The 26271-nt window shown below is 66.6% G+C and carries 20 protein-coding genes; 9 read left to right on the top strand and 11 right to left on the bottom strand.

What is annotated here, in order from left to right:
* Positions 1–70 precede the first annotated feature (70 nt).
* Entirely contained in the window at positions 71–2641 is a 2571-nt protein-coding gene (locus KXD98_RS11800) for a PEP/pyruvate-binding domain-containing protein (RefSeq protein WP_260764513.1), read from the top strand.
* Here the strand turns inward: KXD98_RS11800 and KXD98_RS11795 are convergent.
* The 6 genes from KXD98_RS11795 to KXD98_RS11770 form a co-directional block, all read right to left on the bottom strand.
* Positions 2638–3723, bottom strand: a complete 1086-nt coding sequence (locus KXD98_RS11795) for a putative zinc-binding metallopeptidase (RefSeq protein WP_260764512.1) — start codon at positions 3721–3723, stop codon at positions 2638–2640. The genes KXD98_RS11800 and KXD98_RS11795 overlap by 4 nt on opposite strands.
* The gene (locus KXD98_RS11790) at positions 3716–4615 is read right to left on the bottom strand and encodes a transglutaminase family protein (protein ID WP_260764511.1); all 900 of its coding nucleotides are present in this window, start codon (positions 4613–4615) and stop codon (positions 3716–3718) included. The genes KXD98_RS11795 and KXD98_RS11790 overlap by 8 nt, the downstream gene beginning before the upstream one ends.
* Positions 4612–7239, bottom strand: a complete 2628-nt coding sequence (locus KXD98_RS11785; protein WP_260765148.1) for a circularly permuted type 2 ATP-grasp protein — start codon at positions 7237–7239, stop codon at positions 4612–4614. Before KXD98_RS11785 ends, KXD98_RS11790 begins: the two co-directional genes overlap by 4 nt.
* Complete coding sequence (locus KXD98_RS11780; protein ID WP_260764510.1) at positions 7239–10553, bottom strand: DUF2126 domain-containing protein; 3315 nt, start codon at positions 10551–10553, stop codon at positions 7239–7241. Before KXD98_RS11780 ends, KXD98_RS11785 begins: the two co-directional genes overlap by 1 nt.
* Before the next feature lie 4 nt (positions 10554–10557).
* Positions 10558–11529, bottom strand: a complete 972-nt coding sequence (locus KXD98_RS11775) for an IS481 family transposase (protein ID WP_047328152.1) — start codon at positions 11527–11529, stop codon at positions 10558–10560.
* A gap of 142 nt (positions 11530–11671) precedes the next feature.
* A complete protein-coding gene (locus KXD98_RS11770; protein WP_260764509.1) occupies positions 11672–12139 on the bottom strand; it encodes a helix-turn-helix domain-containing protein in 468 nt (155 codons plus the stop codon).
* A gap of 97 nt (positions 12140–12236) precedes the next feature.
* On the opposite strand from KXD98_RS11770, the gene KXD98_RS11765 reads away from it, so the two are divergent.
* A complete protein-coding gene (locus KXD98_RS11765; RefSeq protein WP_260764508.1) occupies positions 12237–13424 on the top strand; it encodes a thiolase family protein in 1188 nt (395 codons plus the stop codon).
* On the opposite strand, the gene KXD98_RS11760 is transcribed toward KXD98_RS11765, so the two are convergent.
* From KXD98_RS11760 to aspS, 3 genes are read right to left on the bottom strand one after another with little or no spacing between them, the layout of a single operon-like run.
* Positions 13405–14346, bottom strand: coding sequence for a DUF4436 domain-containing protein (locus KXD98_RS11760; RefSeq protein ID WP_260764507.1), 942 nt, complete (start codon positions 14344–14346; stop codon positions 13405–13407). The genes KXD98_RS11765 and KXD98_RS11760 overlap by 20 nt on opposite strands.
* A 46-nt stretch (positions 14347–14392) precedes the next feature.
* Positions 14393–14836 (bottom strand): nitroreductase family deazaflavin-dependent oxidoreductase, encoded by a 444-nt coding sequence (locus KXD98_RS11755; protein ID WP_260764506.1) that lies wholly within the window; start codon positions 14834–14836, stop codon positions 14393–14395.
* Positions 14833–16608, bottom strand: a complete 1776-nt coding sequence (gene aspS, locus KXD98_RS11750; RefSeq protein ID WP_260765147.1) for an aspartate--tRNA ligase — start codon at positions 16606–16608, stop codon at positions 14833–14835. Before aspS ends, KXD98_RS11755 begins: the two co-directional genes overlap by 4 nt.
* 120 nt (positions 16609–16728) lie before the next feature.
* Between aspS and KXD98_RS11745 the strand changes: the two genes are divergently transcribed.
* From KXD98_RS11745 to KXD98_RS11735, 3 genes are read left to right on the top strand one after another with little or no spacing between them, the layout of a single operon-like run.
* Entirely contained in the window at positions 16729–17226 is a 498-nt protein-coding gene (locus KXD98_RS11745) for an SRPBCC family protein (RefSeq protein ID WP_260764505.1), read from the top strand.
* A gap of 58 nt (positions 17227–17284) precedes the next feature.
* Positions 17285–18184: a neutral zinc metallopeptidase gene (locus tag KXD98_RS11740; RefSeq protein ID WP_260764504.1), complete on the top strand. Its 900-nt coding sequence runs from the start codon at positions 17285–17287 to the stop codon at positions 18182–18184.
* Positions 18177–19829: a DUF885 domain-containing protein gene (locus KXD98_RS11735; protein ID WP_260764503.1), complete on the top strand. Its 1653-nt coding sequence runs from the start codon at positions 18177–18179 to the stop codon at positions 19827–19829. The genes KXD98_RS11740 and KXD98_RS11735 overlap by 8 nt, the downstream gene beginning before the upstream one ends.
* Here the strand turns inward: KXD98_RS11735 and KXD98_RS11730 are convergent.
* A complete protein-coding gene (locus tag KXD98_RS11730) occupies positions 19807–20691 on the bottom strand; it encodes an acyl-CoA thioesterase II (protein ID WP_260764502.1) in 885 nt (294 codons plus the stop codon). The two genes, KXD98_RS11735 and KXD98_RS11730, sit on opposite strands and share 23 nt — an antisense overlap.
* A gap of 110 nt (positions 20692–20801) precedes the next feature.
* Between KXD98_RS11730 and KXD98_RS11725 the strand changes: the two genes are divergently transcribed.
* The 4 genes from KXD98_RS11725 to KXD98_RS11710 all read left to right on the top strand — a co-directional run bounded on the left by KXD98_RS11725 (position 20802) and on the right by KXD98_RS11710 (position 25227).
* Positions 20802–21455, top strand: a complete 654-nt coding sequence (locus KXD98_RS11725; protein WP_396882941.1) for a TetR/AcrR family transcriptional regulator — start codon at positions 20802–20804, stop codon at positions 21453–21455.
* Positions 21456–21578: 123 nt separating this feature from the next.
* Positions 21579–22808, top strand: a complete 1230-nt coding sequence (locus KXD98_RS11720) for an amidohydrolase family protein (protein WP_260764501.1) — start codon at positions 21579–21581, stop codon at positions 22806–22808.
* Complete coding sequence (locus KXD98_RS11715) at positions 22808–23959, top strand: acyl-CoA dehydrogenase family protein (RefSeq protein ID WP_260764500.1); 1152 nt, start codon at positions 22808–22810, stop codon at positions 23957–23959. Before KXD98_RS11720 ends, KXD98_RS11715 begins: the two co-directional genes overlap by 1 nt.
* Positions 23956–25227 (top strand): acyl-CoA dehydrogenase family protein, encoded by a 1272-nt coding sequence (locus KXD98_RS11710; RefSeq protein WP_260764499.1) that lies wholly within the window; start codon positions 23956–23958, stop codon positions 25225–25227. Before KXD98_RS11715 ends, KXD98_RS11710 begins: the two co-directional genes overlap by 4 nt.
* 18 nt (positions 25228–25245) lie before the next feature.
* Here the strand turns inward: KXD98_RS11710 and KXD98_RS11705 are convergent, their stop codons facing one another.
* Positions 25246–26256, bottom strand: coding sequence for an Rv2578c family radical SAM protein (locus tag KXD98_RS11705; protein WP_260764498.1), 1011 nt, complete (start codon positions 26254–26256; stop codon positions 25246–25248).
* Positions 26257–26271: the final 15 nt, after the last annotated feature.

Here is a 26271-nt window from a genome sequence, read left to right as displayed (position 1 = left end):
GTTGCTCAGGATTTGACCAGGGACTTCCGACTCTGTCGGGGCCCCCGTTCGGTGCCTAGCGTCACGATCCATGATCGATGCTGCCGTGGTCTGCCGGTTGACGGACCGGGCAGCCGCAGACCCCCGCCGCAGCGGGGGCAAGGGCGCCAACTTGGCTGTACTCGCGCAGGCCGGGATGCCGATACCTGATGGCTTCGTCGTCACCACCGATGCCTACCGCCGCTTTGTCGCCGAACACTCACTCGACGAGCTGATCCGCCGGGAACTGCACGACCTGGGCACCGACCCCGATGCCGTGGCCGCGGCGTCGCAACGCCTGCGGTCGGCATTCGAGTCCGTTCCGGTGCCCGCGCCCGTGCGTCGCGAACTGGAAGCCGCGGCCGCGTCGCTGGGCGGTAGAGCCATGGCTGTCCGGTCTTCGGCAACCGCCGAGGACCTCCCCGAGGCCAGTTTCGCCGGACAGCAAGACACGGTGCTCGACGTGGTGGGTGACGCTGCGGTGTGCAGCGCGGTGCGTCGCTGCTGGTCCTCGCTGTGGAGCGCCCGCGCCATCGCCTATCGGCGGGATCACGGGATCGGGCACGCGGGTCTGGCGGTTGCAGTCGTGCTACAGCCTATGGTGAGCGCCACAGCCGCGGGCGTGCTGTTCACCGCCGACCCGCTGTCCGGGCGCCGGGATCGCATGGTGATCGAGGCCGCAGCAGGACTCGGTGACGCCATGGTCAGCGGTGCTGTCACCCCTGATCGTTGGGTCATCGACAGCGCATCGCCGGTTCCCGAGGGAGCTGCCGGCTTACTGACCCCGGAACAGCTCGACGCTCTCGTCGCGCTGGGCAACCGTGCTGCCGAATTATTCGGCAGCCCACAGGATCTCGAGTGGGCCCTGCAGGAGGGTGCCGTCGTCGTGCTGCAGTCCCGGCCCATCACCACACTGTTTCCGGTTCCGCAGGCCGCCGGACCGGGATTGCGTGTCTACATCCCGGCGATGCTCCTGGCCCAGGGCATCGCCGAGCCGCTGACACCGGCCGGCACCGCGTTCTTCCGGGCCATGATCAGCAGCTGGATCCGGTACCTGGTCTCGGGTCGACGACCGCGGGTGATCACCGGCGACGCCGATTGGCTGCCAGTCGTCGCGCATCGGATATTCCTGGACGTGACAGTGCTGCTGCAGCGTCCCCGGCTCGCGACCCGACTGGTGGCCAACTTCGCGATGAAAGATCCGGCCGGTAGCGCTGCTTTACGACAATGGCTGCAGTACAACGGCGATCGGCTGACGCGCGCATCCCGCCCACTGCTGCCGCGCGGGCTGCTGAGCTGGTTGCCTACGGTGACCGTGGGCCTGGTCGCCTCGCTGGTTGCGCCGGCCCGGGCGCGCCGTCGCCTCATCGCCCGCGCCGAACGCCAACTCGCACAACTCGAGCGTCGTGCCACAGCCTCGGCCACACCGGGCGGACGACTCGATTTCGTCGATCGCGAGCTACCGGCGGCGACCTGCGATCTGGCGATCCGGCAGCTCGGAGCGGTCTACGGCGAGTGGATGATCCGGGTAGCCATCGAACGGCTGGTGCACCGCTGGCTGGGAACCTCGACCGGGTTCGAACCAGTGTTGCGGTGGCTACCGCATGACCCGACGATCGCGATGGGGGCGGCTCTGGCGGATCTGGCTCGCGACCGCGACGCCGCCACCGGCCCGCCGGCCGCCTCCAACCCCGGCGTGGTGGCGTTCCTGGCCCGCTTCGGCCATCGCGCGCCCGATCGCGAGGTCGATCTTGGCCTACCGCGGCTCGCGGACGACCCGACCTACGTGTTCGAACTGGTCAACGGCTACCGGCGCTCAGGTGCGCTGTCGGCGTTCGAACGCGGTGCCGACCAAGCCCGCAGGGCAAGCGACTGTCTTATCGCCGATGTCCGCCGACGCCGCGGCAGGATATCGGCGACATTGCTGGGTAGCCTGCTGGCCAGGCACCGGGAGCTGGGCGGTCTACGAGAACGACCCAAGTTCGACATGATTCGAGCGATAGCGTTGGGCCGCACGACATTGAGGAGCTGTGCCGAGTCCCTGGTAGACCGCGACCTGCTCGATGACCCCGAGGACATCTTCTTCCTCGACCCGGCAGACGTACGGGTCGCCCTGGCCGGGCAACCAACCGACCTACGCGCCCGCGCCCGAACCAACCGGTTGTCGTTTCGGCATGAGCTGCAACGGCGGCTGGTGCCGCGGGTGCTGACCAGCGATGGGGAGACGGTGTACGGGTCTACCGTGGAGCCGGCCGACGCGTCGTCCGCCGCACTGATCGGCACGGCGCTGTCACCGGGCGTGCACGAGGGGGTGGTACGCATTCTCGACTCGCCAGTGGGGGCCCGGCTGCAACCCGGGGAGGTGTTGGTCGCCGCCAGCACCGACCCCGGCTGGACACCCCTTTTTCTCCTCGCGGGGGCGCTCGTGATGGAGGTCGGCGGAGTGGTGTCCCACGGGGCCCTGGTAGCCCGCGAGTACGGAATCCCCGCGGTGGCGGGGATCGAGGACGCAATGACTCGGCTGCGCACCGGTGACCGAGTCCGGGTGGACGGCACCTCCGGCATCGTGACCCGGTTGCCGACAGTCGCGCACGTCGACGCGGACTCGCTACTGGGCCACTAACCCAGCTGTTGTTCCTGCGTCTGCGCCGGCGCGCCGGCTTCGGCCAGCTTTGCCGGGTCAGAAATCACGTCGTCGATCACCGTGTGGATGAAGCGCATCTTCTCCAGCACCGGAGGCGGCAACACGAACGGGTACAGGTCGTCTTTGCCCATCGAGCGGTTGACCATGTTCAGCGCCCAGGACAACGGCAGCCACATGTCGATGATGGTGTCGAATCCACTGGGTCCCAGCACCCGGCGGTCGTAGGTCGCAGTGGCCGGGGCGAATCCGAACGCCGCGGCAGTATCGAGGGTGTCGCGGATGTGCAGGTAATGCGCGAAGGTCTCGGCCCAGTCCTCGGCGGGATGCATGGTGGCATAGGAGGATACGAAGTCCTCTTCCCAGCCCGCGGGGGCACCTTGACTGTAGTGGCGGTCCAGCGCTGCCTGGTAGTCGAGCTCGGGGTCGCCGAACAACTCGGTCGAGCGCTCCAAGTACTGCGGAGACGTGCCGATCAGGCGATAGAAGTAGTAGTGCCCGATCTCGTGGCGAAAGTGTCCGAGCAAGGTGCGGTACGGCTCGTCCATCGAGATGCGCAACTGTTCGCGGTGTACATCGTCACCTTCGGCGAGGTCGAGGGTGATCACACCATTGGCGTGGCCGGTGAACACCTTCTCGAACTGACTCGACAGCAGGTCGAACGCCAGCCCGAAGTCGGGGTCGAGGTCTCGGCCGACGATCGGCAATTTCAGCTCGTGCAATTCGGCGATCAGCCGGCGCTTGGCTCGCTCGGCAGTCGCGAACGCCGCCAGCGCGATGGTGTCGGCGTCGTTGGGCCGGGTTCGGGTCAACGCGCACGACGCACACAACCTGGCGATCGGACCCTTCTCGACCAGCCAGTTGCATTCGGCCAGATGCAGATTCGCACACAGTTGATACTGGCCCTCGTCGACGGCGCCGGCGTGTTCGCTTTCCTCGGCCGGGGCGATCACCAACAGGGCCATGTCTTCAATCGAAAAACCTAGGGCACTACCACAACTCAGGCACACCGAGTTCTCGAATGCCAGCCGCTGTCCACAATTCGGGCAGGTGAAATCACGCACCACGCACCGTCCCGCCCCACGGGGCCACATCGACCGACACGTCGATGACACTGCGCTCCGACTCGGTGTAGATGATCCCGCGTAACGGAGGCACGTCGGCGTAGTCACGGCCGAAAGCCACTGTGATGTAGCGCTCATCGACCATCTGGTCGTTGGTCGGGTCCAACCCGAGCCACACGTTCTGCGGCGTCCAGACCGAAGCCCAGGCATGCGTCGCATCGATGCCCACCATGCGCTCCTTCCCCGGTGGAGGGTCGGTAGCCAGATACCCCGAGACGTAACTGGCTGCCAGACCGTTGGCACGCAGGCATCCGATCGCGAGCCGCGCGAAGTCCTGACATACCCCTTCCCGCGCAGCCAAAACCTCGCTGACCTTGGTCGACACCGTGGTCGACCCCGTGCGGTAGGTGAAATCCCGGTAAATGCGCGTCGTCAAGTCGCGGAGCACGTCGATCAGCGGGCGCCCGGAGACGAAACTCGGTGCCGCGTAGGCGCGCAATTCGTCGGTGATCTCGGGTGGTTGCAAGTCGAGCGTGAACTCCACAGCCCGCGCCCCGTCGGCGCCGACTGGACGGGCAATCTCCCACGGCGCGCGCGCTGAGGGACCTTGGTACAGATCGGCCGGGGGCGGGTCGACCTGCACCACTGACGTGCTGATGATCGACAGCGCCCGGTGCGGCCGGGCCACATGGAAGTACGAGCTGACGTTGCCGTACACGTCACGGCTGGTCGAGCTGTCGTCGGGGACCGGGTCGATGGCCAGTTCGTGAGACAGGCAGCGCTGACGGGCCAGGTCGCGCGGCGTCAGGAAGCCGCGGCCATAGGAACTGGTCACCACGTCGGAGTAGCGGTACTCGGTGCGGTGGACGATCTCGTAACACCGGCCGGTCATGGCACCAGGCGGCGCCGGTCGGGTCCCCACAACGGCTGCATGCCGCCCGGTAGCGACAGGTGGGTGGAGCTGATGACGCCGGCCACCTCGCGCAGATCGCGGTGCGTGGCAGCGAGCAATCCGTCGAGATCGGTGCGGCGGCCCTCGGCGTTGATGTCCTCCAGTTCGTCGGGTTCGATGCGCCGCAACCGTGCGGCGATCTCGTCGACCATCCGCTCCGGTCGCGAGGACCCAGAGGCACCGGGCAGCGTCCGCAAATCGGCCCGCACCCGGTCGAGCTGATACGCCAGTGAACGCGGATTGGCCACGTCGAACAACACCAACTCGGCCACCCCGGCCACGCTCACCTTTCCCGGGTTGCGCCTGCGATAGATCACCAACGACTCACACACCACCAACGTCGACTCGATGATCGTTTGTTCGGCACCGGGTCCGCGCGCCGCCGTCAGGGTCGTCCGCAACAGCGCGGTCAGCGCCAGGCCCCGCTCGATCCTCTTGCCGATGTCCATCATCGTCCATCCGACATCGTGCACCATCGATTCGGCGAACATTCCCGACAGCGCCAGCATCCCTGCCAGTGCCAGGTTGTTCGTCGTCGACAGGAAAGCCTCGCCTTCAACTTTCGACTCCGGCGGTTGCTCAGGCGCCTGCAGCAGCGCCCGCTCCACCGCTGACAGCACCATCCAGGTGTCGTTGGACATCTGGTCGCGTACGGAGCGAGCGGCCAACCCGAGACGTTCGATCGATTGGGCCAACGAGCCGGGACGGTGCCGGTCGGCAGTCAGCGACCATAACGTGGACCAGGCCGTGGCCACCATCTCGTCGACATCGTCGTCGGCACCGACGCCGGTGAGGTCCGCCAGCGCGGTGAGCAGTACCGGCACGCATTCGCTGCCTTCGGTTGGTTGGCGGTGCCGGAACTCGTGGTGGCGCTCACGGGTGACGGTCAGCAGTCGCGCCATGTGCTCGGCGCGTTCGGCGTAGCGGCCGATCCAGAACAGATCGGAGAGCACGCGGGGTGAGCTGACTTCGCGAGTCGGGCTGGAGCGGGCCATCGGCGGCAGTCCAGTGGCCTCTGCCCGCTTTTCAGCCGTGGCTCTGGGTGCCATCCGAACCCAAACATCCTTGGCGGCCACGGTGTCGAGCCGATAGGCTGCGGTGCCCGGGGCCAGGACATAACCCAGGCCTCCGATCATCGGCGCATAGCCGCCCCGTTGGGCGACGGTGAACAACCGCGCCCCGATGCTCGATGAGGACACCGAACCGGCGGCGAAAGCCGCCGGTGCCGAAGAGAATTCCGGCAGGTCCTGGCCGACCCACTGCCAGGGTTCGGCCGCGATCGCCGCTGCCAATTGTTCACGACGGGAAGCCGACAGTTCCGGGCCGACAATCGCCGTCCCTGCGGTGACGGGTCGGATCAGCAGCGTCGAAAGATTGGCCAGCAGGTGGGAGCGCTCGACATCGATGCCGCCCCAGTACATCGGTTGGGTGGCCAGTAGCGGTGTCTCACCGAGCAGCGCCTGTGCCATGACCGGCAGAAACCGCTGCAGGCCAGCGCTTTCCAGAATGCCGCTGCCGAGCGTGTTGACCACGGTCACCGATCCGCGGCGCAATGCCTCGACCAGGCCCGCGACACCCAGCCGGGATTCGGCGCGCAGGTCGAGCGGATCGGCGTAGTCGGCGTCGACGCGCCGCAACACCACGTCGACACGTTCGAGGGTCCCCATCGAGCGCATCCACAGCTTGCCGTCGCGCACCACAAGGTCGGCACTCTCGACCAGCGGGACGCCCAGCACACTGGCCAGATAGGCTTGATCGAAAGCGGTTTCGGAGTGAATGCCGGGGCTGAGCACGACCACCACCGGCTCCTCGGCCGATTCCGGGGCGGCATCGATGAGCGCCAATCGCAACGCCTGTGCCCAGGGCGCGGTGGGGCGCGGCGCGATCTGCTCGTAGAGGTCAGGGACCGCATGCGCGATCACCCGCCGGCCGGCCAGCGCGTATCCGGCCCCAGACGGGGCTTGGGTCCAGTCGGCATTGACCAGGAATTCACCCGACCGGGTGCGGCTGACGTCACAACCGTGCAGGAACAGCTGGTGCCTGCCGGGCACCGCGATCCCGTGGGCAGCGCGTTGATAGCCCGGGTGGGCAAACAGTAGCTGCGGCGGCAGCACTCCCCCGGTGATGACGCGTTGGGATCCGTAGATATCACTGAGCACCGCGTCGAGCAGGCGCGAGCGCTGCACCAGGCCCGCTTCCAGGCTGTCCCAATCGGTTGCCGAGATCACCAGCGGCAGCGGATCCAATCGCCACGGGATCGGCATCGGCCCGGCGTCGGGGTCGGCGGTGGCATCGTCGACATGGATGTAGGTGATGCCGTCGTTGTCGACCAAGTCGCGGACCGCGGCTCGCAGGCGCTGCAGGCCGCCGCGTCCCCGGTCCCGGATCCCGTCGGCAAGCTCCTGCCAGGCAGGACGCACATCGCCTGCCGCGTCGACGAATTCGTCGTGGTCACCGGCCGGTCCACCGGCCTGCAGGTCGAACAGCACCTGCTGCGCCCGCAGCCGACGGTAAGGCGCCAGCGGGTCGTCGAAGTGGCTTGGACCAGTCGCGGGGAGAACCATCACTGCAGCACGGTACGCACTCGCCGCAGGTCGAGAATGCCCGGCGCGCCCACGTCGGTCGACTGCCGTGCCTGCTGCTCGCGCAACGCTGCGACGTCGACCGGTCCCGGGGTGAATCCGCCCGCCTCGAATCGCCGCGCCCGACGCGACTCTGCCTCGACAGCGTTGACGGGCGGGGTGTCATACGACCGTCCGCCCGGGTGCGCAACGTGATAAGTGCAGCCGCCCCGCGACACTGCAGCAGCAATGTCGATCAGTTCGAACCGCAGCGGCCCGTCGACGGTGATGGTCGGATGCAGCGCGCTCGGGGGTTGCCAGGCGCGGTAGCGGACGCCACCGACCTGGATATCTGGGTTGTCGGTGGCCAACAGCGGAATCGGGAAGCCGTTGACGGTCACCAGGAACCGCTGGCGGTCGGCGCCGATGAGTCGTACCTGCAGACGTTCCACCGACGAGTCGACGTAGCGGGCGGCGCCGCCGGCGGTTGCTTCCTCGCCGAGCACGTTCCACGGTTCGATTGCCCCGCGCAGTTCGATTTCGACCCCGCCGAACACAGCGGTGCCGATGCGGGGGAACCGGAACTCGGTGAACGGGTCAAGCCAGCTGGTGTCGAATTCGATGCCATGGGCCCGAAGGTCCGCGGCGACCTCGGCGATATCGTGGATGAGGAAGTGGGGCAATAGATAGCGCCCGTGCAGATTGGCGCCGTGTCGAATCAGCGGAGCCCGCAGGGGCTCGTCCCAGAACCAGGCGACCAACGAACGCACCAGCAGTGACTGCACCATCGCCATCTGGTGGTGCGGCGGCATCTCGAAACCGCGCAACTCCAGCAAGCCGAGCCGGCCACGGGCGCTGTCGGGGCTGTAGAGCTTGTCGATGCAGAACTCTGCGCGGTGGGTGTTGCCGGTGATGTCGGTGAGCAGGTGACGCAAAGCCCGGTCGACAACCCACGCGGCGTCTCCCCCACCACGGCACAATCGGGCTATCTCGGCGAATGCGATCTCCAGCTCGTAGAGCGACTCGGGTCGGCCTTCGTCGACCCGCGGTGCCTGCGATGTGGTCCCGATGAACCGTCCGGCGAACAGGTAGGACAGTGATGGGTGGCGTTGCCAGTAGGTCAGTAGCGAGACCAGCAAGTCTGGGCGCCGCAACAGCGGAGAGTCCGCGGGCGTGATCCCGCCCAGGGTGATGTGATTTCCGCCCCCGGTACCGCCGTGACTGCCGTCGACATCAAAGGACTCGGTGCACAGGCGCACCTGTCGCGCCTGGTCGTAGAGCACCTCGAGCTGGCCGGACTGCTCGGCGAAGCCCGCCGTCGGCGCCACGTTGACCTCGATGACACCGGGGTCGGGGGTGATGGTCATCGACCGCAGGCGTGGGTCGGCGGGCGGCCCGTAGCCTTCCACCACCACCGGGCAGTCGATCGTGGCGGCTGCCACCTCGACACGGTGCACGAGGTCTATGAAATGCTCCAACTCCTCGGCGGGAGGCAAGAACACATACAGCAGTCCACCGCGGATCTCGGCGACCAGGGCGGTTGTCGGTGCGTCGTCAGCGTCGTCGACGAGCGCCGTCGCGGCCTCGTCGGCGTACTCCAGGGCAGCGCGCCGGTGCAGCGGGTCGGCATCGAAGGCCGGCCGCGGGTCGGCCCAGCTGATCGAGTCCAGCGGCAGCCGTAGACCGGCCGGCGAGTCACCTTCGACCAGGACGATGCGTCCGCGGCGCAATCGCCAGTTCGCGCTGGCCCAACCGGTGTCGTCGTCACGCCGATGCAGCGGCAGCACGAACGCCGCAGGCTCGGTGACCGGCGCATCCAGCCGAGCCAGCAGTGCCGCGCGCGCCTGTGCTGTGTCGGTCTGCAGATCGTCCCCGGCGGCGACCGGGTCACCGTCAGGTTGACGTACGGCAGCCAGCAGGCGGCTCAGCGGATCCTCATACGCCGGACGAATCTGGCCGTCGGGTAGTTCAAGCCCGTCGGCGACCGCGCGCAGCAACCGATATGCGGCGTCGGCCGGCGCCACGGTGGTGTTCGGTTGTTCGGGCCACGGGTCGGCCAGTAGCTCCTCGTCGTCCCACATTGGCAACCCGTCGGTGCGCCACAACACGCCGATCTGCCACCGCGGAAGCGGTTCACCCGGGTACCACTTGCCCTGGTTGCGCTGTATCAGTCCGTGCGGCGCCCACACCTTCTTCAGCCTGGCCGCCAGGGCCGAGGCACGCTCGCGCTTGTGCGCGCCGTCGGCGTCGGTGGTCCATTCCGGCGCGGTTTGGTTGTCGACGGACACGAATGTCGGCTCACCGCCCACGGTCAGTCGCACGTCGGCCGCCGCCAACCGGTCGTCGACGCGGTGGCCGAGGGCGGTGATCGCCGCCCATGCCGACTCGGTGTAGGGCAGGGTGACCCGCGGGTCCTCGTGCACTCTGGTCACGAGGTTGCTGAATTCCATTGTGGTTTCACACGGCTCGGTCGCACCGGTGATCGGTGCCGCCGACTCCGGATGGGGGGTGGCGGCCAGCGGAATGTGCCCCTCACCGGCGAACAGCCCCGACGTCGGGTCCAAACCGATCCAGCCTGCGCCCGGGACGTACACCTCGGTCCAGGCATGCAGGTCGGTGAAGTCCGCATCGGGGCCGCTCGGTCCGTCGAGCACCACTACGTCGGAGGTCAGCTGCACCAGATATCCCGACACGAACCGGGCGGCCAGGCCGAGCTGGCGAAGAATCGACACCAGCAGCCAGGCTGAGTCGCGGCATGACCCGATGCCGGTACGCAATGTGGTGTCCGGTGTCTGCACGCCGGGCTCCATCCGGACGCTGTAGCCGACGTCAGCGTTGACCGCGCGGTTGAGCGCAACCAGGAACTCGATGATGGGGGTGCCGGGTGCGATGGCGAAGTTTTGGACCCAGGCCTGTACCAGGTCCCCCGGCCCGGTGCCCTCGCCGCCCTCGTCGACCGGCCGCAGGTAGGGCTTGAGGTCCTCGAGCAGCGCCCTGGGGTAGTCGAAGCCGAAATGTTCGGCGTAGTCCTCGACGAAGAAGTCGAACGGGTTGATCACCAGGAGGTCCGCGATCAGCCCGACCGTGACGGTCAGCTGGCGGGCTCGGGTCGGAAACACCAGGCGTGCCGCGAAATTGCCGAACGCGTCCTGCTGCCAGTTGACGAAGTGGTCGGCGGGCTCGACTTGCAGCGAGTAGGCCTCGATCGGGGTCCGGGAATGCGGCGCCGGACGCAACCGCACCACGTGTGGGTACACCTCGACGAGCCGGTCGAAGGTGTAGCTGGTGCGGTGCTGGAGGGCAACCTTGATACCCATAGCGCTAGATGTTCTTCACGGGTAGGTTGTGAACGCGTAGGCGCTCGATTGGTGTCATTCCGCCGATGCCGGTGTGGGGTCGGTGGTGATTGTAGTGATGCAGCCAGTGCTGGTAGGTTCCGGCGCGTTCGGCCTCAGAGCGGTAGGTCTGCGCATAGGCCCATTCGGTGGTCAGGGTGCGGTTGAATCGCTCGACTTTGCCGTTGGTCTGTGGCCGGTAGGGCCGGGTCCTCTTGTGGGTGATGTCGGGGCCGAGCGCTTCAGCGAAATTCTTTGACCGGTAACAGGATCCATTGTCGGTCAACACTCGTTTGACGGTGATGCCGTGGTCGGCGAAGAACGCGTTGGCGCGTTTCCAGAATCCCGCGGCGGTTTCTTTGCGTTCGTCGGTGAGGTCCTCGGAGTAGGCCAGCCGGGAGTGGTCATCAACGGCGTGGTGCAAGAACGTGTATCCCATGCCGCAGCGGTTGCGCCGGCCGGCTTGGCGACCCAGCTTGCGATGGCCGCCCCCGTCGGGGATGCGGCCCAGTTTCTTGACGTCGACATGGACCAAGTCGCCGGGAGCCGGGTGCTCATAGCGGCGGGGTTTGGGCCGGCGTACCGGTAACCCGGTGTTTTGGTCCAGGTGCCGCAGCAATGGCATCCGGTAGCGGCGCAGCACCGCCTCAACGGTCGAGCGTGGCAGGTGCAGGTAAGCGGCGATGCGATGTGGGCCCCAGCGCCGGGTGAAGCGCAGGTTGACGATGCGCCGCTCACGTCGTTTCGGCAACCGCAACGGACTGCGATGCGGCCGGCTGGGCCGGTCTACCATCGCTGCTTCGCCACCGTCGCGATAACGGTCGGCCCATTTCTTGGCTGTGGCCACCGAACATTGGAACCGCTCAGCCGCGCGCCGCAAACTCCAGCCCTGATCAACAACCGCCTGCGCAAGCCGCAACCGCCCACGAGGAGTCAACGAAGCATTAGCGTGGACCATGAGGACCTCTCGGTAATCGGATGTGCGTGTTTGGTAACCACACCGATACCGGAGGTCCTCACCTACTTCCGCTCACCACGCCGTTCACAACCTGTCTGGGAGTTACAGCTAGATCCCACCACACCGGTGACGACGACGCAGGTCAGGTCGGGGCGATCTTGACACCGAGCTCATCGGGGGCCACGTCGTGTCCGTCTGCGCAACGCAGCGCCACACCGGTCTCGGCGCCACAGCCAAGGTGGGTCAGTCGCAGCGGGCTGCCACCGAGGTGCTTACGTCCCCATTCGAACATCGCCCAGACCACCGGCATGAAGTCCAGGCCGGCCGGGGTGAGCACGTACTGCTCGCGCATGCGCTGGCCGGGCTCGCGGTAGGGCTGCTTGGCCAACAGACCGGCCTCGACGAGTTCGGACAGCCGCGCCGAGGCGGCGGCCTTGGTGATCCCGACTCGTCGCGCGAAGTCGTCGAACCGTTTGGTGCCGTAGTAGGCCTCACGCATGATCAGCATCGCCGACTTGGTGCCCAGCAGCGCCATCGTCTTCTCGATCGGGCATCGGCCGATGGCCGACCAGCTGTCGCGATCGGCGAGTGCGCCGTGCAGGACTGTCATCTACATCACTTCCCGGCTGGGTTGCTTTGACTGAACTCAGGCGTTACATCTGAGTATAGATTGCCATACCCAGATGCGATTTTCAGGGAGGGACCTCATGCCAGGCTATTCCGACCGCGACGCCGTCATTGTCGGCGCCGTCCGCACGCCCGTCGGCAAGGGCAAGCCCGTTGGCGCGCTGCATGATACGTTGCCCGCCGACCTGCTGGCACACAGCCTGCGCGCGCTGATGGCCAGAACAGGCGTCGATCCGGCCGACGTGGACGACGTGATCGCCGGTGCGGTCACCCAGGTCGGCGACCAGGCCGCCAATATCGCCCGAAACGCGCTGCTGGGCGCGGGTTTCCCGGACAGTGTGCCGGGCACCACTGTTGACCGGCAGTGTGGTAGCAGCCAACAGGCCGTCAGCTTCGCTGCCCACGGCGTGGTGGCAGGTGCCTACGACGTCGTCATCGCCGCCGGGGTGGAATCGATGAGCCGCGTGCCCATGGGCTCCTCGGTGTGGCCCGGTAGCAATCCTTTCGGCGATGGGGTGGCCGACCGGTACCCGGACGGGCTGGTGCCTCAAGGGATCAGCGCAGAGTTGATCGCCGCTCGGTGGGGGCTCTCCCGTGCCCAACTCGACGAACTCTCCGCGGCAAGCCACCAGAAGGCTGCGGGCGCGACCAAAGACGGGCTCTTCGACTCCGAGCTCGCGCCGATCGCCGGGCTGCAGCAGGACGAAATCATTCGTCCCGACACCACGGCGGCAGGTCTGGCCGCCCTGAAGCCGGCGTTCTACAGCGAGGCAATCGCGGCCCGTTTCCCGCAGATCGGGTGGCACATCACAGCCGGCAACAGCTCACCGCTGTCTGATGGCAGCGCGGCGCTGATGATCACCAGCGGCGCGGCCGCGCGGCGACTCGGACTACGTCCGCTGGCACGCATCCACACCACGGTTGCGGTCGGGTCGGACCCGCTCTACATGCTGACCGGTGTCATCCCGGCCACCGAGCACGTGCTCTCCCGGGCTGGTCTGTCGCTGTCGGATATCGATCTGTTCGAAGTCAACGAGGCATTCGCACCCGTGGTTCTGGCCTGGGCTCAGGAGACCGGAGCAGACCTGGCCAAGACCAATGTCAACGGCGGCGCGATCGCGATCGGTCACCCGCTCGGTGCCAGCGGAGCACGCATCATGACCACGCTGGTCAACGCACTGGCACAGCGCGACGGTCGGTACGGACTGCAGACGATGTGCGAAGGCGGCGGCATGGCCAACGCCACCATTATCGAACGGCTGGACTAGCGGACTCAAGCTCGCCCTTGGTCTGCTGCCACCACGCGATGATGAAGATGACCATCGCCCCCGCCAGGGCCAGCAGCACCCACAGAACGACCGCCAGGTCGACCCAGGACCCCGGTGGAGGCGAACCGGGCAACACATTGCGCAACGGCACCACGGCGAACAACATGGCTGCGAACCAGGTGATGAACGGCGGCAGGAATTTTCGCCGCCGGAGCAGCATCTCGATGGAAACGAACAGCGCCGTCGCCGGCAATGTGAGCAGCACCAGCAGGATACCGACGTCGATGGCATGAGCGCCACGGGTGCGTTGCAGGGTGAACTGGACGCTCGGAATCGGACCCCAGGGTGCATCGATTGTGCCGGAGTCGGTTTGCACCGTCCACCCGTTGACGCTGCCCGCGACGATGATCCTCGCTTCGAGCGCACGGCGCTCGGCGCCGTCGCCCAAGAATGCCTCCACGCCGAGGATGTTGGTGGTGTAGGTGTCCAGTGGCCAGTTGTCGGGATCACCGACGGCGGTCAACTCGACTTTGGACGCGTTGCTCTTGAGTTCATCGCGAATGTAGATCAACTCGCGGGACTGCGTCCACGAGCTCAGCCGCACAATGGGATTCTCCAGCACCTCGGGACCCTCCGCGATGAGGTCGTCGCCCGGATGGAGCAACACGTCCACCGTCAACCGGTTGTCCGCGGTCTCGAGCTGGTGCAGTCGGATGATCACCGATGTCTGCGCATCGACCGAGGCTTCAGAGAACTCGAAGGGGGCCGGTGGCGGCTCCAGAAGCGCGTACCCGACGATGGAGGCGACGTAGACGCCCAGGACGGCCAGTACCGTCGTCAGGACGGTGGCGCGTACAGCACGCTTGTGGCGTTGCGTACTCCCTGGCTTCTCGGCCGCCTTCGGCCCTGCATCGGACTGCACGCGCGGATCGTACCCCCGCTCCGGCGCGTTTCCGCTGAGCCAGGGCCTAGTCGCGGCTCAGCTCGAACAGCGGGATCGCACGCGAGGTGTTGGCTTGGTAGTCGGCGAACACCGGGGCAATCTCGACGATCTTCGGATAGGTCGCCGCACGTTCGTCGGCCGACAACTCCCGGGCAACGACGTCGAAGCTGTCGTCGCCGAGCTCGATGTGCGCTGTCGGATTGGCGCGCAGATTGTGCACCCACGCAGGATCCTTCGGCCCTCCGGCATACGAACCCACGATGATCATCTTGTCGTCAATGGTCAGGTACGCCAGTGGGGACATCCGCGGGCGACCCGATCTCGCACCGGTGGTATGGAGCAGCAGCAGCGTCGCGCCTTCGAACGGACCGCCGACCCGCCCGCCGTTGGCGCGGAACTCGTTGACGATGTTGCGGTTGAACTCATCGAGTGCCGCAGTATCGGAGTAGAGCTTCTCTTTGTCGGTCATGTCTTCTCAAGCTTCTCGGGTTTGGCATCTATTCCGGACTCTTTGCGCTGTTGCACGGTGATCGGCGCCGGGGCGTCGGTCAGCGGGTCGACACCACCGCCGGACTTCGGGAATGCGATGACCTCGCGGATCGAGTCCACCCCGGCCAGCAACGCGGTGATCCGATCCCAGCCGAAGGCGATACCGCCGTGCGGCGGGGCGCCGAAAGTGAAGGCGTCCAACAGGAATCCGAACTTCTCCCGGGCCTCGTCGTGATCGATGCCCATCATCGCGAACACCCGCTCCTGGACGTCGCTGCGGTGGATGCGAATCGAACCGCCACCGATCTCGTTGCCGTTGCAGACGATGTCGTAGGCATCGGAGAGCGCACCGGCCGGATCAGTGTCAAAGGTGGCTTCCGACTCCGACTTCGGCGCGGTAAAGGCGTGATGCATCGCGGTCCAGGCCCCGGACCCGACCGCCACATCACCGGAGGCGGCGGCCTCCGCGGCCGGCTCGAACATCGGCCAATCCACCACCCAGGTGAACGCCCAGGCGTTCGGGTCGATGAGGTCGAGGCGCTTGGCGACCTCGATACGGGTCGCCCCCAGCAGCGCCCGGGCCGCTTTGGCCGGACCGGCCGAGAAGAACACACAGTCCCCCGGCTGGGCGCCGACATGAGCGGCCAGGCCCGCGCGTTCGACGTCGGTGAGGTTCTTGGCGACCGGACCGCCGAGTTCGCCGTCGTCACCGATCAGCACATAGGCCAGGCCCTTGTGACCGCGCTGCTTGGCGAACTCCTGCCAGCCGTCGAGCGTCCGACGCGGTTGTGACGCCCCGCCGGGCATCACGACCGCACCGACGTAGGGGGCCTGGAACACCCGGAACGGGGTATCGGCGAAGTAGTCCGTGCATTCGACGAGTTCCAGCCCGAACCGCAGATCGGGCTTGTCGGTGCCGAACCGACGCATGGCGTCGGCGTAGCTGATCCGCGGCAGTGGCAACGGCAGCTCATATCCGACCAGAGACCAGAGCGCCCGGAGCACTTCCTCGGACACCGCGATCACGTCGTCGGCGTCGACGAAGCTCATCTCGATGTCCAGCTGGGTGAATTCGGGTTGCCGGTCGGCGCGGAAATCCTCGTCGCGGTAACACCGCGCGATCTGGTAGTAGCGCTCCATACCCGCCACCATCAGCAGTTGTTTGAACAGCTGCGGACTCTGCGGCAGCGCGTAGAACGACCCCGGCTGCAGCCGGGCCGGGACCAGGAAGTCGCGAGCGCCTTCAGGGGTGGATCGGGTCAGGGTCGGGGTCTCGACCTCGACGAAATCGTGCGCCGCGAGGACTTCGCGGGCCGCCGCGTTGACCTTCGAGCGCAACCGCAGAGCATTCCCGGGTCCCTCCCGGCGCAGGTCCAGGTAGCGGTACTTCAGTCGGGCTTCCTCACCGGCGGTCTCGTCGAGCTGGAACGGCAGCGGCGCGCTCTCTCCCAGAACGGTCAGTGTCGTGGCATTCACCTCGATGTCGCCGGTGGGGATCTCCGGGTTGCTGTTGCCCTCCGGTCGGACCTCGACGGCGCCGGTCACCGCGATGCAGAACTCGGCGCGCAACCGGTGCGCCTGGGCCAGCACGTCGCCTTCGCGGAAAACCACCTGCGACACACCGGAGGCGTCGCGCAGGTCGATGAAGATGACCCCGCCGTGGTCGCGTCGTCGCGCCACCCAGCCCGCCAATGTCACGGTCTGACCGGCGTCGGCGGGCCGCAACGATCCGGCGGCATGGCTGCGCAGCACGAAGTACTCCTGTTCGCGGGGGAATGTCAACGAATCAGTCTAGAGGTCACCGCCGCGGAGCTCGCCGAGCGTGCGCACGCACCCGGCCTGACCAACCACCATGACCTACTGTGTAGGGCCATGCAGGCCTGCGAACACGTCGATCTGAACTTCGTCGAAACCGCGCCGTTTCGCTTCGTCAGCACCGTCGACCTACCCGTCACCCCAGAGCAGCTGTTCGAGGTGCTCGCCGACGCAGAGTCGTGGCCACACTGGGCGACGGTGATCACCAACGTGACGTGGACCAGTGCCGAACCTCGCGGGGTCGGGACCACCCGCACGGTCACGATGCGCGGGGGCATCGTCGGCGACGAGGAGTTTCTGGCTTGGGAACCTTACCGACGCATGGCTTTTCGCTTCAACGAGGCATCGACGAACAGCATCGCCGCGTTCGCCGAGGACTACCGGGTGGTGCGCACCCCCGGCGGCTGCCACCTGACCTGGGTGATGGCGATGAAACCGCGCGGCGTGGCCGCGCGCGCCGGGATGACGTTGGGCAAGCCGGTGATGGGCGCGATGTTCCAGAAGTTCCTCTACAACCTGCGTGACTACTGCGCGACACGCTTCGCCGTAACCTGACGCTGACGCGTCGCCGATGCGGTGTCCGACGCAACCTCGATGTGCGAAGCTAGCCGGCATGACCTTCAACGAAGGTATGCGCATCGACACCAGTACCGCTTCGTCAAGTGGCGGCACCGGACGCGGCCCGGGACGTGGCATCGCCGTCGGCGGGGGTGTCGGGGGGCTCTTGATCGTCGTGGTGGCGCTGCTGCTCGGGGTCGACCCCGGCACCGTGATGCCGCAACAACAGCAGTACAACACCGACGGCTTCGCAGCTCCGGGGTTCGACATCAGCCAGTGCCGGACCGGCGAGGACGCCAACACGATCGTGCAATGCCGGGTACTGGCGACGGGCAACTCGCTGGACGCCATTTGGGCCCAACTGCTGCCGGGCCAGTACACCCGGCCGCAGGTCGCACTGTTCAGTAATGACGTCAACACCGCGTGCGGGCCTGCCACCAGCGACGTCGGTCCGTTCTACTGTCCGGCGGACCAGACCGCGTACTTTGATGTCGAGTTCTTCGATGTGCTGCAAACCCGGTTCGGTGCCAGCGGCGGACCGCTGGCCCAGGAGTACGTCGTCGCACACGAATTCGGCCATCACGTGCAGAACCTGCAAGGGATCCTGGGCCGCTCCCAGGGACCCGGCGCCCAGGGCCCGACCGGTGCCGGTGTGCGCACCGAACTGCAGGCCGACTGCTATGCCGGCGTCTGGGCACACTACGCGGCGATAACGAAACAAGAGGGCACTGACGTCACGTTTCTCAAACCGTTGACCGATCGCGACATCGCCGACGCCCTGTCGGCGGCCGCAGCCGTCGGCGACGACCGCATCCAGGAGGCGGCGACCGGCCGGGTCAACCCGGAGGCGTGGACCCACGGCTCGGCGACCCAACGGCAGAAATGGTTCACCGAGGGTTACCGCACCGGCGACCCGCGGACCTGCGACACGTTCGCGACCAGAAACCTTGGGTAGGCCGACAACGGCCGTCGATGCGGTCGCCGAACGCTATCTCGACACGCTTGCCGAACTCGACCCCTGCGCAGCGACCGAAATGGGGATCAGCGGCCACGACACCGAAATCACCGATTACTCCCCCGCCGGCGTGGCCGCGCGGGCCGACGCCGCACGCGATGCCCTCCGCGAGCTCGAAACCGTCTCTCCCGCCGACGACGTCGACACAGTCACGGTGGCGGCGCTGCGGGAACGTCTGAGCGTGCTGATCGACCTCAACGACGCCGGCTTCGACCTCGGCGAGCTCAATGTGATCGCCTCACCGCTGCAGTCGATGCGCAAGGTCTTCGATCTGATGCCGACCCAGACCGAGCAGGACTGGGCAGCGATCAACACTCGGTTGGCCAGGCTACCCGGCCGGATCGCCGGCTACGCCGACGCGCTGCGGGCTGCGGCCGCGGGCCCCAATCCGCCGGCAGTGCGTCAGATCGCACGCGGTATCGACCAGTCGACCAGCACCCAGCAGTTGCTGCTGGACCTGGTGACCACTGCAGTGCCGGAGAATCCGACACTGCGCGACGAACTGCTGACCAACGCCTCCCACGCGGCCAACGCCTATCGCGAGCTGGGCCGGATACTCGGCGACGAGATAGCGCCGCGCGCACGCGCCGAAGACGCCGTGGGCCGCGACGCCTACCGGTTGTGGTCCCGCTCGTTCCTAGGGGCCGATGTCGATCTGGACGAGACCTACCAGTGGGGTTTATCGATTCTGGAAGATATTGTGGCCGAACAAGAGTCGCTGGCGCAGCAGCTCTACCCCGGATCCTCGGTGGGTGAGGCACTGCGCAGACTCGACGGCGAGCCACGATATCTGGTGCGCGGCGTGGACGCGCTGCAGGCCTGGATGCAGGACCTGTCGGACCGCGCCGTTGACGCGCTCGCCGACACCGAATTCGACATCGCCGACCCGCTGCGGCGGCTGGAATGCCGTATCGCGCCGACACATACCGGCGGGATCTACTACACCGGACCATCGGAGGATTTCAGCAGACCCGGGCGGATGTGGTGGTCGGTGCCCTACGGCGTGGACACGTTTCACACCTGGCAGGAAACCACCACCGTGTTCCACGAGGGAGTCCCCGGGCATCACCTGCAGATCGGGCGCGCGGTGTTCCTCGCCGACCGGCTCAACCGGTGGCGCCGGTTGGGGTGCTTCGTTTCTGGGCACGGCGAAGGTTGGGCGCTCTACGCCGAGCGACTGATGGCTGAGCTGGGATGGCTCGACGATCCCGGGGACCGCATCGGGATGCTTGACGCACAACGCTTCCGCGCCGCGCGGGTGGTCATCGACATCGGCGTGCACTGCGCGATGTCTGCGCCCGGAGGAGGAGTCTGGGATGCCGAGAAAGCATGGGGTTTCTTGACCCGGCACAGCGCGATGGGCGCCGAACATCTGCAATTCGAACTCGACCGCTACCTCGGATGGCCAGGTCAGGCGCCCTCATATGCCATCGGCCAACGCATCTGGAATCAGCTGCGCGCAGAGATGACCGGAAAGGGCATGGCCTTGAAGGAGTTCCACAGTCACGCACTGGATCTCGGCGGTCTGCCGCTGGAGGTGCTGCAGTCTGCGCTGCGGTCGGCTACAGCCGCGACTGGTGCTTGATCGCCGCGTCGGTGGTCCGCAGCGGCCGGATCAGGGCGTCCTGGGTGAACGACGCGATGAGCTCACCGTGCTCGGTGTGCACGGTGCCGCGCACATAGGACATACCGGCCCCGACCTGAGTGCTCTCGTGGCTGTAGAGCAACCACCCGTCCCACCGAACCGGCTCGTGGAAACTGACCGACACTGTCATCGGAGCTGTGGACACAGTCAAGTGCGCCTGACTGGTACCGATGCCCTCGTGGGCCCGCATTGTCGTCGAAATCCCCAGATGGCCGGTGAAGTATGCGACAAGCGCCTTGGCCAGATCGTCACGCGTGGGAATCGGGTCGTAGTGCAGCCAGGCGTGAAGCTCGGGCGGACCGACCTCGTCGGGACTGTTGACGTCGACGACGTCGACCAGGCGCAGTTCGCGCCCGACCATGGGCATCGGTGAGACGTTCGAGTCGGCGGGTGCGGCCACGTCGGGTTTGGGCAGTTGATGACGGATCACGTCTTCGGTCGGAACATCGGCCAGCACCGTGGTGGTGATGCAGCGCTTACCGTTCTGCACTGCGGCAATCACCGCGGTGGCCGTCGAGCGCCCGGCGCTGACGACGTCGACCTGTAGCTCGACCGGACCGGCGCTGACCATCACCGCGCGCGCGAACACCGCGTACGCCGAACGGATCGACTTGTCCGGAAACTGCTTGGCAGCAGCCACGATCGAGGCTGCCAGGATCTGTGTGCCCTCCACCACCTGGCGCTCGTCCTCGCCGGCGAGACCTGTCTGCACCGTGTATGTGTCCTGACCGCTCGGCTCTGGGTCGAACAGATCCAGCAGTCCCTGCACGGTCCACTGCGCCTGTCCTGAATCCGCTGTCATGTGTGTGATCGCCTCCAACCGAGTAACTGTCGCAGGGAACAGTAACCGAGCTTCGCCGCTGGCGGTAACGTCATTACCAACTACTTCTCCCCAGCGGAAGGATGGCTTCGATGACCGTGAGGGGCGTGCGGGCGGCGAAAGCGGCCAAAGAACCCCAGATGGGGACGGCAGCAGCGGAGCCCGAGTCTCGCGCCACCCGCTTCATGCGGTCGGCACTGGCCATCCTCGGCGAGACCGGCCGCACCGACTTCACCGTCCTGGAGGTGGTGGAGCGATCGAAGACCTCGTTGAGGGCGTTCTACCAGCACTTTGCCACCAAGGACGAGCTGTTGTTGGCCCTGGTCGAGAAGATCATGGCCGACGCCACCGAGAAGTGGCGGGCCGAGACCGAAACCCTGCCCAGCGCCGAGGCACTGCGCAGGCTGATCGAACGCATCGGCGCCCCGGCCGAATCGAGCACGCAGGACAGCATCAACAGGGGCTTGACCTACTACAACGACCACCTGCTCGAGCACCGGCCCAAGGAGTTCGCCAAGGTGCTCGCACCGCTGCACCAGCTGGTCGTCGACGTCCTGCGCCGCGGTATCGCCGAGAAGGCTTTCCGCGCAGACCTCGACGTCAATACCGACGCCGCGATCCTGATGCAGACGGTGTTGGGGGCGCTGCGGCTACGTGAGCTGGGCACCGAGCTCAACGGGGTGCCGATCGACGGCACCCACCTCTACACGTTGTGCGTGCGAGGACTCACCGACTCAGAGCTTTGACCTGCAATGACAGCCGCGCAACCGGCTATGGCGCCGTTACACAAGCGCGTGGTAATGTCGTTACCACCAAGCGGTAATGCCATTACCAGCCCACCTACCTTCGACGCGTCAGGAGGCAACACCATGCCATCACGCCACCTCGACTATCCGGTGTTCGATGCCGACAATCACTTCTACGAGCCCAAGGAAGCGCTGACCCAGTTCCTTCCGGACCACCGCAAGGGCGTCATCGACTACATCGATGTGCACGGACGCACCAAGATCGTTGTTCGCAACCACATCAGCGATTACATCCCCAACCCGACCTTCGAGGTCGTCGCCCGCCCCGGCGCCCAGGAGGAGTACTTCAGGCACGGCAGCGGCGGCAAGAGCTTCCGAGAGGTGATGGGTAAGCCGATGAAGGCCATTCCTGCCTTCCGCAATCCCGAAGCCCGCCTCGAGGTGATCGACGGACTGGGCCTGGATTACACGATCATGTTCCCGACGCTGGCCAGCCTGGTCGAGGAGCGCATGAAAGACGATCCCGATCTGATCCTGGACATCATCCACGCACTGAATCAATGGATGTACGAGACATGGCAGTTCGACTACCAGGGCCGCATCCTGTCCACGCCGGTGATCAACCTCTCGGTCGTCGACCGCGCCCTCGAAGAGCTCGAGTGGTGTCTGGAGCGCGGGGCCAAGACCGTGCTGGTACGCCCGGCGCCGGTTCCCGGCTACCGCGGCACCCGCTCGTTGGGCCTGCCCGAGTTCGATCCGTTCTGGGATGCCTGCGTCAAGGCCGGGATCCCGGTGTGCATGCACGCGTCCGACAGCGGCTATGCGCAGTACCTCAACGACTGGGAACCAGCCGACGAGTTCCTGCCGTTCCGGCCCACCGCGTTCCGCATGGTCGCGATGGGTAAGCGCCCCATCGAGGACACCATGGCCGCGTTGGTGTGCCACGGTGCGCTGTCACGCAACCCGGACCTGCGCATCCTGTCGATCGAGAACGGCGCGTCCTGGGTCCCCTACCTCTTCTATCAGTTCCAGGACGTCTACAAGAAGATGCCCCAGGAGTTCCCGGAGAACCCGATCGAGGCGTTCAAGCGCGGCGTCTACGTCGCGCCGTTCTGGGAGGACGACTTCGGGCAGATGGCCGATCTGTTGGGCATCGACCGGGTCATCTTCGGCTCGGACTGGCCGCACCCGGAAGGGCTCGCCGACCCGATCACACTGGTCGACCAACTCGAGCAGAATGGCCTCGACGAAGACGCCATCCGGAAGGTGATGGGCGGCAACCTCGTCGAGCTGTTCAAGGTACCGAACAAGAAGGTATACAAGCCCGACGTTCCGGCGTTGGTCATCGCCTGATGACCGTGGCCGACCCGGAGCAGATGCTCTTCGCGTCGACGACGCAGACCTTCCTGGAAAAGCAGGCATCGCTGACCCACGTGCGGGGCCTGCATGCCTCGGATGTCTCGTTCGGACCCGAATGGTGGCAACGCGCCGCCGAATTGGGCTGGACCAGCCTGTTGGTGCCCGAAGAGCTCGGCGGCGGCAGCGTGTCCGGAGGGGTCTCGGGCGGCGTGACCGACCTGGCTTTGGTCGCCGAGCAGATCGGGCATACCGTGGCCCCGGGACCACTTCATCCGGTCAGCGTGGTGCTTGCCGGGCTCGTCGAGGCGCCGGAAGGTCACGAGGCGACCATCGAGGCGTTGATCTCCGGTGAGCGCGTCGCCTCCTGGGCGGTCTACGAACCCACCCGCCCGTTCGCCCCGGCGGATCGGTCCGCGGTGGGCACCGTAGCGACCCGCACCGAGGCCGGCTACCGCCTCGACGGTGTCAAAGACCGCGTCGAGGCGGGCACGGACAGCCACACAGTACTCGTGGTGGCGCTGTGCGATGGCCGGCTGCAGCAGTTCCTGGTCCCGACCGATGCGCGGGGAGTCACGGTGACACCGCAGACATCGGTCGATCTGGTGAAGCGTTATGCACGTGTGGACTTCGACGGCGTCCAGATCGCCGAGTCCGCAGCGTTGGGCACAACAGAGCAGACCCCGGCAATCATCGAACGCCAGCGCCAGATCGCGTTGATCCTGCAATGTGCCGAGTTGGTCGGCATCCTCGACACCGTGTTGGCCATGACCAACCAGTGGCTGTTCGACCGGCACAGCTTTGGCCGCCCGCTGGCGTCCTACCAGGCACTCAAGCACCGCGCCGCAGACATGAAGATGTGGTTCGAAGCATGCCGGGCGACCACTGCCGCTGCCGTGGACGCCGTGGCGCACCGCTCCCCCGAGGCGGTCAAGCTGGTCAGCGTGGCCAAAGCCTATGTCGGCGAACGCGCTCCGATGATGCTCCAGGACTGTGTGCAGATGCACGGCGGTATCGGGGTGACGTGGGAGCACGATCTACACCTGTATCTGCGCCGCGCCGCTTTGTACCGCGCGATATTCGGATCCCCCCAGGATCACCACCGCGCGGTGTATTCCCTGAGCAAGAAGACGGAGAGCCCGGCATGACCGAGACCGAGACCGAGGCCGCGACCGTGACCACCACCGAGTCGGTCGAGGAGTTCGCCGCCCGAGCGCGGGCCTGGCTCGCGGCGAACATGCCCAGGGTCGACCCAGAGCACCCCCCGTTCTCGGTACGCGCCGAGCAGTCTTCCTGGGACCGCGCCAAGGAGCTGCAGAAGCGTTTGCATGCAGGCGGATTCGCCGGCATCTGCTTCCCGCGGGAGTACGGCGGCCTGGGCTTGGACTATGCCTACCAACGCGCGTTCAACGCCGAGTGCCAGTGCTACGAGATGCCGTTGATCCTCAACACCCCGTCGTTCACCATCTGCGCGGCGACGATCCTGGACATGGGCAGTGAGGTCCAGAAACGTCAACGCATCTCCGCGGCCATCCGCGGAGAGGAGGTCCTGGTTCAGCTGCTGTCAGAACCCAACGGCGGATCCGATCTGGCGGGGGTGATCACCCGCGCAGAACGCCGAGGCGACACCTGGATCATCAACGGCGCCAAGACCTGGAGCACCAGCGCCTTCGCCGGTGACTACGGCCTGATGCTGGCACGGACCGATTGGTCGGTACCCAAACACCAGGGCCTGACCATGTTCCTGGTGCCGCTCAACGCCCCGGGCATCACCATGCGACGGATCAAAGAGGTCAACGGGAACGAGGAGTTCTGCGAAGAGTTCTTCGACAACCTCGAACTGCCGCTTGATGCGGTGGTGGGCGAGGTCAACGACGGCTGGACGGTGGCCTCGCGCCAACTGCATCACGAACGGCGTGCCGTCGGCGGCGGCTCGGAATTCGCCAGCGGCACCGCCGCGGAGAACGCCAACGAGATGCCGCCCGATCACATCGGCCTGGCCGAGCTCACTGGGCAAGGTGACAACCCGGTCGTACAAGACATCGCTGGTCGTGCGCTGACTCGTCGCCTGGTCAAGGAGCAGCTCATCGACCACGTGTTCCGGGGCATCACCAATGGTTCGCTTCCGCCGAACGCCGGCACCATGATCCGGCTGTTCCATGCGGAGACCACCGAACTGGAGGTCGATACCGCGCTGTCGATCGCCGGTACGGCCGGTGTTGTCGACGAAGGTGGTGAGTTGGCCGACCTGCTCGACGTCGGCGTGCGGTACCTGTCGCGCCAGACAGGGTCGATCGGCGGGGGCACCTCGGAGATGGCGCGCAATGTCATCGGGGAGCGCATCCTCGGATTCCCCCGGGAGTTCGCCGCCGACCGCGGGGTACCGTTCAATCAGGTCAAGCGAAACACGACCTGAGCTTTATCCGGCAGGAGCTCAAAACAGGGTTGGCTGCGCGGGTTCTGCAGCGCTTGCCGCCGACGCCGTCGTCGCCATCCGGGCAGCGCCGGCCAGACCGTGCTTGGCAGTCAGCTCGGCCGCGCGAGTCTGCAACATCGCCCGATAGTCGGACGGCAGGTAGGCCCCGCGCCGGTACAGCTGCCGGTAGTGAGCAACCAGGTTGGGGTGCTCCCGCGTCAGCCACTCCGTGAACCAGCCCCGGGTACTGCCGCGCAGGTGCAGCCCGAAGACCGTCACGCTGGTAGCGCCGGCGGCTGCGATCCGCCCCAGCAGGTCATCGAGATGCTCACGCGAATCGGTCAGCCCGGGCAGCACCGGGGCCACCATGACGTGACAGGTCAGGCCCGCGGCGCGGATCGCCGCAATGAGGTCCAGCCGCGCCTGCGGGGTGGGCGTACCTGGCTCCAGCCGGCTGTGCAGTTCGGCATCCCCGACGGCCAGCGAGATCGCCACGCTCACGTCGACGGCGCGCGCCGCATCGACGATCAACGGCAGATCACGGCGCAGCAACGTGCCCTTGGTCAGAATGGAGAACGGGGTGCCAGACTCGACCAGCGCGCCGATGATGCCGGGCATCAGCGCATAGCGCCCCTCGGCCCGCTGGTACGGATCGGTATTGGTGCCCAACGCCACTGCTTCGCGCGCCCACGACGGCCGGCGTAGTTCGCCGCGCAGCACCTCGGCGACGTTGGTCTTGACCACCAACTGGGTGTCGAAATCGCGACCGCAGTCGAACTCGAGGTACTCGTGGGTGGGCCGGGCGAAGCAGTACCGGCAGGCGTGCGAGCAACCGCGGTAAGCGTTGACCGTGAAGCGGAACGGCAGCATCGATGCTGCCGGGATCTTGTTCAGCGCCGACTTGCACAAGACCTCGTGGAAAGTGATCCCGTCGAACTGCGGCGTGCGCACGCTGCGGATCAGCCCGAGCCGCTGCAACCCCGGCAGCGCACCGTCGTCGGCGTCGATTGCCTGACCCGCCCAGCGCATACACGTATTCGAACA

Origin of the sequence: Mycobacterium sp. SMC-4, from assembly GCF_025263265.1 — a bacterium.
Taxonomy (GTDB): domain Bacteria; phylum Actinomycetota; class Actinomycetes; order Mycobacteriales; family Mycobacteriaceae; genus Mycobacterium.
This window is presented reverse-complemented; position numbering and strand designations above follow the sequence as displayed.